Here is a 15936-nt window from a genome sequence, read left to right on the forward strand (position 1 = left end):
TTATTGCCCTCCTTTAAATGAACGATTAAGTTGTTCTAACATTGGAGATAAAGATGTGTAGTTAGGAATAGCTACAGTGAAACCTTCATAATTCATTGTCATTGCAGTTGCTTTATAAATATCTTTTTCAAGTATAATTGGAACATTTATTTCGGCTAATTTCAGACGTAATTGTAATTCTTCAGCTCGGGTCCCAGTAACAATGATCGTTTCAATATTTTGTTCGCTTAATTTCTCGAAATCGGCATCATAAATCCAAGAAGTATCACGACCATCAGCAGCATTATCATTTAGACTAATGACATATACTTTTTTACCTTCTAACTGTTCTCCTACTGATAAACTAGCATTCATACCTGCAGGATTCTTAGCTAAATTAATCATAGCTTCTTTATGATTAAGTTTAAAATATTGCATACGACCATTATCTGAAGTATATGATTCGAAACCAATTCGAATAGACTCATCATTGAGCCCTAATTCTCTCAACACAGTATAGGCAGCTAATGCATTATAAGCGTTGAAGTCTCCGGCAATTTTCATGTTAAATGTTGTTTCATTTATATTTAATGCTAAGAACGGAGATACTGTGAATGATGAAACTTCATATTTAGGTAATTCACGTTTGAATCCACATGAACAATGGTAATGACCGATTTGATTATAATGAATGTAATGGTATGCTAATAATTTGCCACAATTTGGGCAATACTTACTCTCGTTCATAGTACTTTGCTCAAACTCATGTGCGTGTGCTTTCATACCATAATAAACGATAGAGTCACTAGCTATTTTAAGTCGACTTACAAAAGGATCATCTGCATTGAGTAACAATTTAATTCCTTTATTACTAATTGACTTAGCTATGTTATTTACCATTATATCTATTTCGCCAAAGCGATCCATTTGATCACGGAAGAAGTTAGTAAATATCATCATTGATGGAGTGACTTCTTTTAAAACTCGAGGAATAGATCCTTCATCGATTTCAATAACCGCTACTTTAGTATTTTTAGTGCTTTGCATGATAAAGGCAGATGTGATACCTGCTGCCATATTAGCACCTTCATTATTATGTATAATATCAATACGATTTGCTTTTAATGTATGTCCTATAAGATTAGATGTCGTCGTTTTACCATTAGTCCCACTAATAAAAACGATGTCATCTACTTGTGCAGCTAATTTTCTTAATATATTTTGATCCACTTTGCGGGCAACTTGTCCAGGTAAATCTGTACCTTTTTTCCCAGCAGCGATACTAGCCTTACGAGCCAATTTCGCTAAGTGCGTTGCAGTCCATTGTCTCATGTGCTTCCTCCTCATATAAATCACTTGAATAATTATAACACGTAAAGGGTATAACAAAAAACATTCTCAATTAAAAATAACAAGTCACATTCTAGATTATAATAATTATTATTTACTAATGAGAATAGATTTGTTATACTTTTAATGAACAAAGACAAAATCAATTATAAAATCTTAAATAGAGGTGACTTAATTATGCTAAGTAAAGACTTGTTAGAAGCACTTAATGATCAAATGAACCATGAATATTTCGCAGCTCATGCTTATATGGCAATGGCAGCTTATTGCGATGATGCTTCATATGAAGGTTTCGCTAACTTCTATATCCAACAAGCTAAAGAAGAACGTTTCCACGGTAAAAAAATCTATGATTATATCAATGATCGTGGTGAACATGCTGAATTTAAATCAATACCAGCGCCTAAAACTGAATTTAAATCTATCCTTGAAACATTTAAAGATGGATTAGCACAGGAACAAGATGTTACTCGTCGTTTTTACAATTTATCTGAAATAGCTCAAAAAGATAAAGACTATGCTACGATTTCTTTCTTAAACTGGTTCTTAGATGAGCAAGTTGAAGAAGAATCAACATTTGAAACACATATTGATTATTTAAATCGTATTGGTGATGACTGCAATACTTTATATTTATATGAAAAAGAATTAGCAGCTCGTTCATTTGATGAAGAATAACTTTTATCTCAAGGTTTAATTATGATTGAGACAAACTATTTTTATTGCTTGCCTAGTACATTGTAAGTAACTAACATGCACAAAAATGTATAATGCTAGTTATTCTCAAGACTCATAAATATTAATGGAGTGGATAATGAATTCGAAATGAATTCATTTCTACTCTTTTTTTATTTTATGAATGCAACATTCTGGAAATAAATTTATATTTTTAGCTAAAATAAAAGAATCAACATTTGAAAGGACAGTGTTAGAAATGGAAAATGCCTTTATAGCATTAGACTTCGAAACTGCAAATGGTAAACGTACAAGTATCTGTTCAGTTGGTATGGTCAAAGTAGTTAACAATGAGATTGTGGAATCTTTTTATACTTTAGTTAACCCTTTTGATTATTTCTCTCAGATGAATATTGAGGTTCACGGTATTACACCTGAAGACGTGAATGATGCTCCCAGTTTTGAATATGTATTCCCTTATATGATGCAATTTATTGGTAAATTACCTGTTGTTGCTCATAATGCTGCTTTTGATATGAATGTACTTCATCAAAGTTTAAAACAGTTAAATATAGAAACACCCTCCATGATTTACTTCTGTTCATATCAACTTGCTAAACGTACAATTGATGCATATCGCTACGGACTAAAACATTTAATGAAACATTATAAATTAGATTTTCGCGGTCATCATGATGCACTCAACGATGCTAAAGCATGTGCAATGATTACGTTTAGATTATTAAAACACTATGACAATTTACAAAGTATGCTACAAATTTATGGCAAAAATTTAAAAGATAAAGGTTAACCCATATGAATTGCAATTACTGGTTTAGTTTAATTGCTAATGTCATCATGAACCTTTATCTTTCTATAAAATCATAAATCGTCATATTCTCATATGTTGACTGTTCTAAATTGCCAACCGTTACACCGATTAACCTTATTGGAACATCAGGATCCTTCAAATCATTATATAAATCATAAGCTACATTATATATATCAATATCTCTACTTACTGCTTCTCTCAAACTTCTTTGTTTTGAAAATGTTTCATATTGATGCGTTTTTAATTTAACTGTTACGGTGCTACCTGATTTTTGTAACTTAGATAGACGTTCTGCAGTCTTGCCAGATAGTTCCCGTATTTTTTGTAAAATTTCTTCATCATCATTCACATCAGTTGAAAATGTTCGTTCAGTACCCACGGATTTACGCACTCTCGTTGCTTTTACTTCACTATGATCAATTCCTCGAGCTTTAAGATATAAGCCACGACCTCTTTTTCCGAACCAACGTATTAATTCAAATTCTGTTTTATCATACAAATCTTTACCTGTATATATATCATGGTTATGCATGACTTTTTTCGATGCTTTACCCACACCTGGAAAGTCACCAATATCAAGATTCATTAAAATATCGTTTACATTATTATAATCGATAACCTTCATGCCATTAGGCTTATTCATACCACTTGCTAATTTTGCTAAAAATTTATTATACGATACACCTGCAGAAGAAGTTAATCCAGTTTGTTCAAATATGTCGCGTCGAATAAACGTTGCGATTTTAGATGCAGACAAGTCAGGTCTAACAAGGTGAGTAATATCTAAATACGCTTCATCCAATGACATAGGTTCTACAATATCTGTATAACTTTTAAATATAGACATTATCACGGCAGAGGCTTCTCTATAAGCGTCAAATCTTGCTCTTACATAATATCCATTAGGACATAATTTATGCGCTTGAGACATTGGCATTGCAGAATGAACCCCATATTTTCTAGCCTCGTAAGAAGCAGTAGAAACCACACCACGAGTACTTGTCTTACCACCTACAATTACAGGTTTACCTTTTAATTTAGGGTTATCTCGCATTTCTACTTGTGCAAAAAAGTAATCCATATCTATATGAATAATCCTTCTTTCAGCCATCGTCTCACCTCTTTTAAAATAAACCAAAATAAAATAAGCCTCAATATAATTATAATGTGACTAGCAACAAAACTCATGAAATGTGCACATAAATAATTATATTGAGACTCACAATTTATTCAAATTCGTCATTAGCTTGTATAGGTCTTTGATGATACATAATTAAACCTTCATCTGATGGATGTATATATTCAAATTTATTAGTAAATGTAATACCTACTAAATATAAATCAATTAAGCAATATCCAATATGTATACTTAACATAATAATAATTGAGGAGTATGCGTAAATACTGAATATAAACATTAATACTCCTGTTAATATAAACATTGGAGCTAGCATTATTGTGCAAAATTGCCATTTATTAAAATATTTTTTGGAAATATGTACTAATAAAAAACCTTTTTTATATTTAAAATGAGGCTGTTCTCCTTTTGAACAGATAAAAAATGAAATTCTATGAATCAGTTCATGTAGTCCTAAAATAACTATAAAACCTAAAATACCATATAATAAGTTAGCTAAAAATGTTTGTTCATGAATGGTTGTAAACATGAATGCCCATTTATAAGTAAACACTATCATAAATAAAATCACTACTAATTGAGTTGCCATAAATTTAGGTAAGTTGATTCTATTTAGAGAAAAATCAATTTTCTGCACAATAATGACCTCCAATCTCTGTTAATTTGCAACCATAGTATACACAGTCGATGTTAAGAAAAAAAACTTTTTTATAAGATTTAATGCTCTGTAACCATTTCTTAATATTTGTATTAAAATTTTACGTTTAAGATTTTCTTTCAAATAATGCAACTGTCTCTACATGTGTTGTTTGAGGAAACATATCGACTGGTGTAATTTCTTGCAATTCATATTGTGAATCTAATATTTGAGCATCTCTTTGTTGCGTAGATGGATTACAAGAAATGTAGACAATACGCTTAGGATTTAGTTTAAGCAGTGTTTGTAAGAAAGTTTCATCGCACCCTTTTCTCGGGGGGTCTACCATAACAACATCTGGTTTGATACCTTGTTGTTTCCATTTTATAATGACTTCTTCTGCTTTTCCACAGACAAAAGTTGTATTTTCAAATCCATTTAAAGTCGCATTTTGTTGTGCATCTTTAATCGCTGACGGCACGACCTCAACACCATAAACATGTTTCGCTACTGACGCCATATATAAACCTATCGTACCAATACCGCAATATGTATCAAGAACTGTTTCTTCACCTGTCAATTGCGCATACTCTATTGCTTTTTGATATAATTTTTCAGTTTGAGAAGAATTTATTTGATAGAATGATTGGTCACTTATCTTAAATGTAGTATCACTAAGTTGATCAGCAATCTTATCTTTGCCGTATAACGTTACAGACTGTTGCCCCATAATTACATTGGAATGACTATTATTAATATTTTGTTTAATGCTAGCTATGTTAGGAAAAGTTTCTTTTAATTTTTCAACTAAAATTGAAGCTTGCTGGAAATTTTTACCATTTGTTACAAAAACGACCATCTTATCATCAGAATAATAGCCTGTGCGAATAACTAAATGTCTTAAAAGTCCTTTTTTTGTACACTCATTATAAACACTAATATCGTAATCAATAATCCATTGTTTGACGTGATTCATAATATCTTGGTGTATATCATCTTGAATTAAGCAACTATCCATATCGATAATATCGTGACTTCTTTGTCGATAATATCCTATAATTGCTTTTCCATCTCTATCTTTACCAATTGGCAACTGTGATTTATTTCTGTAATGCCAAGGATGATTCATACCGATAGTTTTGTTAATGATTGTATTACTAAATTGTGCTTTTCTATGGAATAAGTTGGTAACTTGTGACTGCTTCATAGCTAATTGGGCATCATATGTCATGTGTTGCAATTGACAACCACCACACTTCCAATAGTATTTACATGGCGGTTCCACGCGTTGTTCACTTGGTTTAATAACTTGAAGTAGTTTACCAATAGCAAAATTTTTCTTTACTTTTATAATTTTATATTTAATCACTTCACCAATTAACGCATTTGGCACAAATATCGGATAACGGTCGATTTTAATGACGCCATGCCCTTCATGTGTTAAATCAACAATGTTACCTTGTTTTATTTCATTTTTAATTATGGTTTGCATTATTTCACCCCACATAAAAAGAGGTTAGAGTAGTTTAATCTTGGTTTTGTTTTTCATACCTAAGACATCAAAATTATTGCTCAACCTCTTCAACTGTATAATTTACTCTGATATTTCATTGTTTTTAATAATTTCTTCATTCGATGGCTTCTCTTCAATAATACCATCTTCGACTTGTTGATCTTCAGTTAATTCCTCATTATATATATCTTTTGGCGTACATACTTCGATATGTCTTTTTAAATTCAAGAAATTAGCTGGTAATTTACCACCATATTCACCATCTACATTCAATTGCATTTCAGTAAAGGATGAGATATTAATTGATTTAGCTTTCTCATAAATAACCTTTGGATGCTTAATGTGTTCTCCGCGAGATGCTAAGGTCATGATGTGCCCTAGTTCAGCAAGGTTAGCCTTTTCTACAATAATTAATGTAAAATGCCCGTCGTCTAACTTAGCATCTGGAACTAATTTCTCAAATCCTGCCATTGAGTTTGTCAGTCCTAATAAGAATAATAATGCCTCACCTTGAAAAACTTGATTATCATATTCTATACGCAAATCTACAGCTTTCATCTGAGGTAACATTTCAAATCCTTTAATATAATACGCAAAGGGGCCTACAATTGACTTTAATCGACTTGGCGTCTCATAAGAAACTTGAGTTAATTGACCACCAGCTGCTAAATTGATGAAATAACGATTATTCATTTTTCCTATATCCACTTTAGTCGTGTGATCATCAATAATAACATCAACAGCACCCATAATATCACTTGGTAAGTGCAAGGCTCTACCGAAATCATTCACTGTCCCCATAGGGATGATACCTAATTTAGGGCGATTGGGCTGTTCAGCTATGCCATTAACAACTTCATTAAGTGTGCCATCTCCACCAGCTGCTATAATAATATCATAATCTCTTTTAAGTGCACGTTCAGCTTCAAGCGTTGCATCGCCTTCACGCTCAGTTGCATAAGCACTTGTCTCATACCCGGCACGTTCTAATTTAATTAAAACATCTGGTAAAGTTCTTTTAAAAAGTTCCTTTCCAGAAGTTGGATTATAAATGATTCTTGCACGTTTTCTCATAAATTATCCCTCATCTTTTTATACATATTCTTATATTAAATGATTTATAAGAGAGTTGGAAGTATTTAAATCAATAATCTTTAAAATACATTTATTACACTATTTACAATTAAATAATCATAGCAGTTATAACATTAAAAATAATTGAACTAAAAACACCACACACCAAAATTAAAAGGCTTGTTCCCTAACCATGATAGGAAACAAACCTTAAATGATGCTTTAATTCATTATGTTTAAATCTTTAATTAACGTTTATTTAATTCTTGTTTTAATATTTGGTTTACTTTTTGAGGATTAGCTTGGCCTTTAGATGCTTTCATAATTTGACCAACTAAGAAGCCCATTGCTTTCCCTTTACCATTTTTATAATCTTCAACAGATTGAGGGTTATTATCTAAAGCTTCAGTGACGAATTTAGTTAAAGTAGCTTCATCAGAAATTTGAACTAAACCTTTATCTTCCATAATTTGTTTAGCATCGCCACCATTTTCAGCTAATTCTGGGAAAACTTTTTTAGCGATTTTACTACTCATCGTACCATCTTCAATAAGTTTAATCATACCAGCAAGGTTTTCTGGTGTTAATTTAGTATCTTGTAACTCAACTTGGTTTTTATTTAAATATTCATTAACGCCACCCATTAACCAGTTTGAAGTTAACTTAACGTCTGCACCTTTTTCAATAGCACCTTCAAAGAAATCAGACATCTCTTTAGTAAGTGTTAATACGTGCGCATCGTATTCAGGTAAACCTAAATCATTTACATATTTAGCTTTACGCTCATCTGGTAATTCAGGGATTGTTTGACGTACACGCTCTTTCCATTCTTCATCTACGTATAAAGGTACAATATCAGGTTCAGGGAAGTAACGGTAGTCATCTGAGCCTTCTTTAACACGCATAAGAATTGTTTTACCAGTTGATTCATCAAAACGGCGTGTCTCTTGTCCAATAGTACCACCGTTTAATAATTCTTCTTCTTGGCGTTTTTCTTCGTACTCTAAACCTTTTCTAACATAGTTAAATGAATTTAGGTTTTTCAATTCAGTTTTTGTACCAAATTCTTCTTGTCCATAAGGACGTAATGAAATATTGGCATCACAACGTAATGAGCCTTCTTCCATTTTACAGTCTGATACACCTGTATATTGAATAATTGAACGTAATTTTTCTAAGTAAGCATAAGCTTCTTTAGGAGATCTAATATCTGGTTCAGATACAATTTCAATTAATGGTGTACCTTGACGGTTTAAGTCTACTAAAGAGTATCCATCTTTATGTGTTGATTTACCAGCATCTTCTTCCATGTGAAGACGTGTGATTCCAATACGTTTTGTTTCACCATCTACTTCAATATCAATATAACCATTTTCACCAATTGGTTGATCAAATTGAGAAATTTGATAAGCTTTAGGATTATCTGGATAGAAATAGTTTTTACGGTCAAATTTAGAATTTGTAGCGATATCCATATTTAAAGCCATTGATGCACGCATAGCCCAGTCTACAGCACGTCTATTAACAACCGGTAATACACCAGGATATGCTAAATCAATAACATTTGTATTTGAGTTAGGTTCAGCTCCAAAATGTGCTGGTGATGGAGAGAACATTTTTGAGTCTGTTTTTAGCTCAACGTGAACTTCAAGTCCGATAACTGTTTCAAAATGCATTATTTCCACTCCTTATAATTTTTCATATGCGTCATGTAAATTGAATTGTGTTTCATATTGATATGCCACACGATATAACGTCTTTTCATCAAAAGGTTTACCGATAAATTGTAAGCCAATTGGTCTACCGTTTGATTGCCCACAAGGAACAGAAATACCTGGTAAACCAGCTAAGTTAACAGGTGTAGTTAATAAGTCATTAGCATACATAGTTAAAGGATCATCGATTTCATCACCTAAGTTAAACGCAGTAGTTGGTGCAGTTGGACCTACAACAACATCATAGTTTTCAAAAACTTTATCAAAGTCATTCTTGATTAATGTTCTAACTTTTTGTGATTTTTTATAGTAAGCATCATAATAACCAGAACTTAATGCAAATGTACCTAGGAAGATACGACGCTTAACTTCAGCACCAAATCCTTCTGATCTAGACATTTTATATAATTCTTCTAATGATTGCGCTTCTTTTGAATGGTAGCCATAACGTATACCATCAAAGCGAGCTAAGTTCGCTGATGCTTCTGATGACGCGATAACATAATATGATGGTATACCATATTTCGTATTTGGAAGTGATACTTCATCAACTTCTGCACCTAGAGATTTAAGTGTTTCAACTGCATTCTTAACAGCTTCTTTAACATCATCATTGATACCTTCACCTAAATATTCTTTTGGTAAAGCAACTTTTAAGCCTTTAATGTCTTTACCAATTTCTGAAGTAAAGTCAACATCTTCAACTGGTGCACTTGTAGAATCATTTCTATCAACGCCTGAAATTGTCTCTAGAACGATAGCGTTATCTTTAACATTTCTTGTAATTGGACCAATTTGGTCTAATGAAGATGCAAAAGCAACTAAACCGAAACGTGATACACGCCCATAAGTTGGTTTCATACCCACTACACCACAATATGCTGCTGGTTGTCGAATTGAACCACCAGTATCTGAACCTAGACTGAATGGTACTAAACCTGCAGCAACTGCTGCTGCTGAACCACCTGACGAACCACCTGGAACAGCTGTATGATCGAATGGGTTAACAGTTTGTTTGAAATATGATGTTTCAGTAGAACCACCCATAGCAAATTCATCCATGTTTAGTTTACCGATTAGAATCGCATTTTCATCATGTAGTTTGTTCATTACAGTAGATTCATAGATTGGAACAAAACCTTCTAACATCTTACTAGCACATGTTGTTTCCACATCTTTAGTAATGATGTTGTCCTTAATTCCCATAGGAATACCAAACAATTTACCTTCCATTTGGCCTTTTGCTTGTAATTCATCTAATTCTTTTGCTTTTTTAATAGCATTATCTTTATCTAGTGCTAAAAATGATTTAATAGTAGAATCCGTTTCTTCAATTGCATCATAGATGTCTTTGACAACTTCTGAAGGCTTAATCTCATTGTTTTTAATCATTTCTGATAATTTTTCAACTGATTCATAACGAATACTCATCTTAAGCTTCCTCCTCATTCATGATAGCTGGTACTTTAAATTGACCATTTTCTGTCTCTTTAGCATTTTTTAATGCAAGTTCTTGAGGAATGCCCTCGATTGCTTCATCATCACGTAACACATTTTGTAAATCTAATACATGATAAGTTGGTTCAATACCTTCTGTATCTGCTGTGTCATTTTGTTTAGCAAAATCTAAGATACTTTCAAGTGTATTAGCCATTTCTTCAGTTTCTTCTTCAGAAATTTGAAGTCTTGCTAAATGTGCTATATGTTCAACCTCTTCACGTGTAACTTTAGTCATTTATTAAAAGCCTCCTTATTACTCATTCATCATAAAATTGTATCAAATTTTCACTTAAAAATCTAAATATTTATTGAGACAACATAACTTCATGACATTATTGATGATTAATTCATAGGTAAGTAATTAATAAATGCTTTACAAATAATGTAACTCAATTATTAATTTAACGATAATAATGACCTAAATTTTATATCAAAAATATTTATAATCTTTAATTTGCATGTTACGTATAATAAAATCAATAAATATTTTTACATTTTGTAAACGCTTACTACCTTACTTTAAAAGTGTTTATATTTTTAAAAATTAAAATTTATACTTCTCTAAACCATTCACTACATTGTATAATATTACATGTAACTAAATTATTTAAAAAAGTTACATACTCATGCAATTGAAATTTACCAATGTTTATAAGTCATCTAAGTCTTTACATCATATAAAAAAAGGGGGTATTTCTTTATGCTTATTTTAGGAGCAAGCTTGCCTAGTCAAGTTAATACCAATTGGCAAACATACATAATGATTGCGATTTATTTTATTATTTTACTTATTATTGGATATTATGGCTACAAACAAGCTACAGGTAATTTAAGTGATTATATGCTTGGTGGACGTAGTATCGGCCCATACATCACAGCTTTATCTGCAGGTGCATCAGATATGAGTGGCTGGATGATAATGGGGCTACCAGGTTCAGTCTATAGTACTGGTTTATCAGCAATATGGATAACAATTGGTCTCACATTAGGTGCATATGTTAACTATCTAGTCGTTGCACCAAGGTTGAGAGTTTATACTGAAGTGGCAGGTGATGCAATCACCCTTCCAGATTTCTTTAAAAATCGACTTAACGATAAAGAAAATATTATTAAAATTATTTCTGGTTTAATAATAGTTATATTCTTTACTCTATATACGCACTCTGGGTTTGTATCAGGTGGTAAACTATTTGAAAGCGCGTTTGGACTAAATTATCATTTTGGATTAATTTTAGTTGCAGTTATCGTTATCGCTTATACTTTCTTCGGAGGATATTTAGCTGTATCTATAACTGATTTCTTCCAAGGTGTAATCATGTTAATTGCAATGGTTATGGTCCCTATTGTTGCAATGTTACAACTTAATGGTTGGGATACATTTTCTCGAGTTGCTGAAATGAAGCCAACAAATATGGATTTATTTAGAGGCACAACCTTCCTAGGTATTGTTTCATTATTTGCATGGGGTCTAGGTTATTTTGGACAACCTCATATCATCGTTAGATTTATGTCTATTAAGTCACATAAAATGCTACCTAAAGCTCGCCGTTTAGGTATAAGTTGGATGACTGTAGGTTTACTTGGTGCTGTAGGCGTAGGATTAACTGGTATCGCATTCATTCCAGATAATCATATTAAGATGGATGATCCTGAGACACTATTCATCATTATGAGTCAAATTTTATTTCATCCTTTAGTAGGCGGGTTCTTATTGGCTGCCATTCTTGCAGCTATCATGAGCACAATCTCATCACAACTATTAGTAACATCAAGTTCATTAACTGAAGACTTTTATAAATTAATACGTGGTGAAGAGCGTGCGAAAACACATCAAAAAGAATTCGTGTTAGTTGGTAGATTGTCGGTATTAGTTGTGGCAATTGTAGCAATTGCAATTGCTTGGTCTCCAAATGATACAATTCTTAACTTAGTTGGCAACGCATGGGCCGGCTTTGGAGCTTCTTTCAGTCCCTTAGTATTATTCTCACTTTATTGGAAAAAGCTAACACGAGCTGGTGCTATCAGCGGTATGGTAGCAGGTGCCCTTGTTGTAATTATATGGATTGCTTGGATAAAACCTTTAGCGAGTATAAATGAAATTTTCGGAATGTATGAAATTATTCCAGGATTCATCGTTAGTGTCATCTTTACATATGTAGTGAGTTTATTGACTCAACATCCAGGTGACTTTGTTGAAAGAGATATTGAAAAAGTTAAATCTATTGTTCGTGAAAAATAATAATATTAAACAAAAACTACGGATAACCCAATTTGTAGGCGTTATCCGTAGTTTTTATGTTAATTATTATAAATATGAACTTGAGGCTCTTTATCTTCTTTAGATTTACTAATTAAGGCTCTTGGTGTATTTCCGTCTTTAATTCGAATTTCATAGCTATCGATGTTGTCAAAATATTTTCTAGCTTGTTCTGTAACATATTGAGTAATACCAATCGTTTCAGCTTGACTATAATAATCAATAGGTAAATCTATAGTTAATTGTGTTGGTTTTTTACCGTCAAATTTAACTTTACCTACTGCTTGAGTGAAGTTAGTAAAGTAAGATTGTAGGTTGTCGTTGAATTGTTTAAAATTATTATTCAAATTTTCATTGTATTTTTTTGCTGTTGAAGATGGCAATAATGCTGACACTTGATCAATTTTTTTCCATTTATTAATTTTAGTTTGATCATCATCAACTGTAGTATTAGCAATAAATTCTCCTGGTGTAATTGAATTTTGATCGGATTGTTTATAAATCGCAAAATGAATAGGAATATCTTTTAAAGCATCATTGGCTCTCAATCTTGTTAAGATTTCTGAAGCCATTTGTTTACCTTGTTTTTTAATTTCCTTATCATCAAGTTCTTTGCTATAAGTTTCTCCATCTTTCTCTTTCTGATAATAATAAACACTATTCATGGCTAAACCAATTGTCATACCTTTAATATTTTTTCCTTTTGTATCCCCACTATCGTAAAAATCTTGTTCAAGAATATTAGATAAATAAGCTGGAGATTGTTCTGCGATTTTTTCTGGATCATCCTCACCTTTGTGTGATGGATTTAATCCTAAATTCTCACTCGCTTTATTGGATTCTTTCTCTTTTTCACTCATTTTATCTATTTCTTTTTTAGTGTATTTGGGATTTAAATAACTATTAAGAGTATCTTTATCTAGATATTGTCCGTCTTGATAAAGGTAATCATCAGTTGGAAATACATCTTTGCTTAGTGTCAATAAACCACTTTCGAAATCGTCACCATTGTAACTATTTGCCATGTTATCTTGTAATACACCACGGGCCTTACTTTCTTTAAATGGCAAAATCGTGCGGTAATTATCACCTTGTACGTTTTTATCTGTTGCTATTGTTTTCACACTATTTGAGTCAGTTTTAGTTTCTTGTTTATTCACAGATTGGTTATTTTTATTATCATTGTTATTGCCACATGCCGTTAACAACACAATCGACGTTATAATTAAGAATAGGGTCCGCTTCATTGCCGTTCTCCTCTAACTTGATATTTCATTTTGTTTAGCCACGAATTGCTCTTCTGTCCAAATTTCAGTACCAAACTTTTCTGCCTTAGTTAATTTAGAACCTGCATCTTCACCAGCAATTACTAAATCTGTTTTTTTAGTTACACTACTTGTAACTTTTGCGCCTTGTAATTCTAACCAGGCAGATGCTTCTTTTCGTGTCAGTTGTTGTAATTTACCTGTTAAAACAATTGTTTTATCTTTAAAATCAGGGTGTCCTTCTATATCAGAAGTTTTAATTCCATTATAAACCATATTGACATTTTTATATTTTAATTTTTCAATTAATGCTTTAATATCTTCATTTTCTAGATATGTCACTACAGATTGAGCTAACTTATCTCCAATATCATGAATACTAATAAGTTCTTCTTCGGTTACTTGAAGTAATCTATCCATTGTTTCGTATTTTTCAGCTAGAACTTGACTTGCTTTAACTCCTAGATGACGTATTCCTAAACCAAATAATAGATGCTCTAGTGAATTGGTTTTAGCATTTTCAATCGCTTTTAGTAAATTTTCAACTTTTTTGGAACCCATACGCTCTAAAGGTAATAAATCGTCTTCCGTTAGGTAGAAGATGTCGGCCACATCTTTAATCACATTGTGATGATAGAGTTGTTGTATGATTTTAGTTCCTAAGCCATCAATATTCATGGCTTGACGTGATACAAAGTGAATCAGCCCCTCTACAAGTTGAGCTTGACACTTTGGATTTATACAACGTAATGCAACTTCCCCTTCAATTCTTACCAACTCATGGTCACAACTCGGACAATGTGTTGGCATTGAATACGGTAATGTACCTTCAGTTCGGCGTTCCATAATACTTTTCACTACTTCTGGAATTATATCGCCAGCTTTTTTAACTACTACACTATCCCCAATTCTGATATCTCTCTCATGTATTAAATCTTCATTATGTAAAGAAGCTCTAGATACAGTTGTCCCAGCAACTCTTACAGGATCAAGAATCGCAGTTGGTGTTACAACACCTGTTCTACCAATACTTAACTCAATATCTTGTAATGTTGTTACCACTTCTTCGGCAGGAAATTTATATGCAATCGCCCATCTTGGAGATTTCTGAGTGTATCCCATTTCATCTTGTTGTTCAATGTCATTCACTTTTATAACGATGCCATCAATATCATAGGATAATTGTTCACGTTGTTTTGTCCATTTCTCAATATATTCTAATACACCTTCAATATCACCCACGCGCATACGTTCATGATTTGTCTTAAATCCTAAACGATCTAATTCATCCAACGCACCACTCTGAGTAGTTGCATCAAAATCTGTGAAATCATTAACACTATATAAGAATACACTTAATTTACGTTTAGCTGCCAATTTGGGATCAAGTTGCCTTAACGATCCCGCTGCTGCGTTTCGTGGATTAGCGAATGGTTGTTCTTCATTCTTTTCTTTTTCTTCATTTAGTCTTATAAAAGAACTACGAGGCATGTAAGCTTCGCCACGAACTTCAAAACTTAATGGTTCATTAATCTTTAATGGAATAGCATGAATGGTGCGTAAATTTTCAGTGATATCTTCACCTGTAGTACCATCCCCTCGAGTTAAACCTTGAACGAAGCGACCTTCTACATATTTAAGGGACACAGCTAATCCATCAATTTTCAATTCACACATATATTCAACACTACCGACTTGTTCACGAATACGTTGATCAAAACGACGTAATTCGTGTTCATTGAAAGCATTACCTAAACTTAACATTGGTGTATCATGATTGACTTTTTCGAAAGATGATTGCACCTCTCCTCCTACACGTACAGTAGGAGAATCAGGTGACTTAAATTCAGGATGTGCCTCTTCTATATCTATTAATTCTCTTAATAATTTATCGTATTCACTATCTGGCACTGAAGGATTATCTTGCACATAATATTCATAACCATATTGATTTAATAAATCATGTAATTCATTCACACGACTTTGGATATTGTCCATAAA

13 protein-coding genes are annotated in these 15936 nt (G+C 32.4%); 3 read left to right on the top strand and 10 right to left on the bottom strand.

Features of this window, described 5'->3' with window-relative positions; genetic code table 11:
- The gene (locus tag HMPREF2715_RS03755; protein ID WP_070839450.1) at positions 1-1311 is read right to left on the bottom strand and encodes a lipid II isoglutaminyl synthase subunit MurT; all 1311 of its coding nucleotides are present in this window, start codon (positions 1309-1311) and stop codon (positions 1-3) included.
- 195 nt (positions 1312-1506) lie between these two features.
- Between HMPREF2715_RS03755 and ftnA the strand changes: the two genes are divergently transcribed.
- Positions 1507-2007 carry an H-type ferritin FtnA gene (gene ftnA, locus HMPREF2715_RS03760; protein ID WP_011275365.1) on the top strand — a complete coding sequence of 167 codons (501 nt, stop codon included), beginning with the start codon at positions 1507-1509 and terminating at the stop codon, positions 2005-2007.
- A gap of 256 nt (positions 2008-2263) precedes the next feature.
- Positions 2264-2815, top strand: coding sequence for a 3'-5' exonuclease (locus HMPREF2715_RS03765; protein WP_070582084.1), 552 nt, complete (start codon positions 2264-2266; stop codon positions 2813-2815).
- Between the two features lie 55 nt (positions 2816-2870).
- Here HMPREF2715_RS03765 and dinB read toward each other — a convergent pair whose 3' ends face one another.
- The 7 genes from dinB to gatC all read right to left on the bottom strand — a co-directional run bounded on the left by dinB (position 2871) and on the right by gatC (position 10648).
- Positions 2871-3947 (bottom strand): DNA polymerase IV, encoded by a 1077-nt coding sequence (gene dinB / locus HMPREF2715_RS03770; protein ID WP_070839453.1) that lies wholly within the window; start codon positions 3945-3947, stop codon positions 2871-2873.
- Positions 3948-4062: 115 nt separating this feature from the next.
- Positions 4063-4611, bottom strand: a complete 549-nt coding sequence (locus HMPREF2715_RS03775; protein ID WP_070582082.1) for a DUF3267 domain-containing protein — start codon at positions 4609-4611, stop codon at positions 4063-4065.
- Between the two features lie 127 nt (positions 4612-4738).
- On the bottom strand, positions 4739-6103 hold the full coding sequence (gene rlmD / locus HMPREF2715_RS03780) for a 23S rRNA (uracil(1939)-C(5))-methyltransferase RlmD (protein WP_070582081.1): 1365 nt from the start codon (positions 6101-6103) through the stop codon (positions 4739-4741).
- A gap of 102 nt (positions 6104-6205) precedes the next feature.
- Positions 6206-7198 (bottom strand): diacylglycerol kinase, encoded by a 993-nt coding sequence (locus HMPREF2715_RS03785; protein WP_037537988.1) that lies wholly within the window; start codon positions 7196-7198, stop codon positions 6206-6208.
- A gap of 248 nt (positions 7199-7446) precedes the next feature.
- Complete coding sequence (gatB, locus tag HMPREF2715_RS03790; RefSeq protein ID WP_053025090.1) at positions 7447-8874, bottom strand: Asp-tRNA(Asn)/Glu-tRNA(Gln) amidotransferase subunit GatB; 1428 nt, start codon at positions 8872-8874, stop codon at positions 7447-7449.
- 12 nt (positions 8875-8886) lie between these two features.
- A complete protein-coding gene (gene gatA / locus HMPREF2715_RS03795) occupies positions 8887-10344 on the bottom strand; it encodes an Asp-tRNA(Asn)/Glu-tRNA(Gln) amidotransferase subunit GatA (protein WP_070582079.1) in 1458 nt (485 codons plus the stop codon).
- Between the two features lies 1 nt (position 10345).
- Positions 10346-10648: an Asp-tRNA(Asn)/Glu-tRNA(Gln) amidotransferase subunit GatC gene (gatC, locus tag HMPREF2715_RS03800; RefSeq protein WP_011275356.1), complete on the bottom strand. Its 303-nt coding sequence runs from the start codon at positions 10646-10648 to the stop codon at positions 10346-10348.
- Between the two features lie 465 nt (positions 10649-11113).
- On the opposite strand from gatC, the gene putP reads away from it, so the two are divergent.
- Positions 11114-12652, top strand: coding sequence for a sodium/proline symporter PutP (gene putP, locus HMPREF2715_RS03805; RefSeq protein ID WP_053025091.1), 1539 nt, complete (start codon positions 11114-11116; stop codon positions 12650-12652).
- A 59-nt stretch (positions 12653-12711) separates the two neighbouring features.
- Here the strand turns inward: putP and HMPREF2715_RS03810 are convergent, their stop codons facing one another.
- The gene (locus tag HMPREF2715_RS03810; protein WP_053025092.1) at positions 12712-13917 is read right to left on the bottom strand and encodes a CamS family sex pheromone protein; all 1206 of its coding nucleotides are present in this window, start codon (positions 13915-13917) and stop codon (positions 12712-12714) included.
- Positions 13918-13929: 12 nt separating this feature from the next.
- On the bottom strand, positions 13930-15933 hold the full coding sequence (gene ligA, locus HMPREF2715_RS03815; RefSeq protein WP_070582078.1) for an NAD-dependent DNA ligase LigA: 2004 nt from the start codon (positions 15931-15933) through the stop codon (positions 13930-13932).
- Between the last annotated feature and the right edge of the window lie 3 nt (positions 15934-15936).

It is taken from the genome of Staphylococcus sp. HMSC062A01 (assembly GCF_001836805.1).
Classification (GTDB): domain Bacteria; phylum Bacillota; class Bacilli; order Staphylococcales; family Staphylococcaceae; genus Staphylococcus; species Staphylococcus haemolyticus.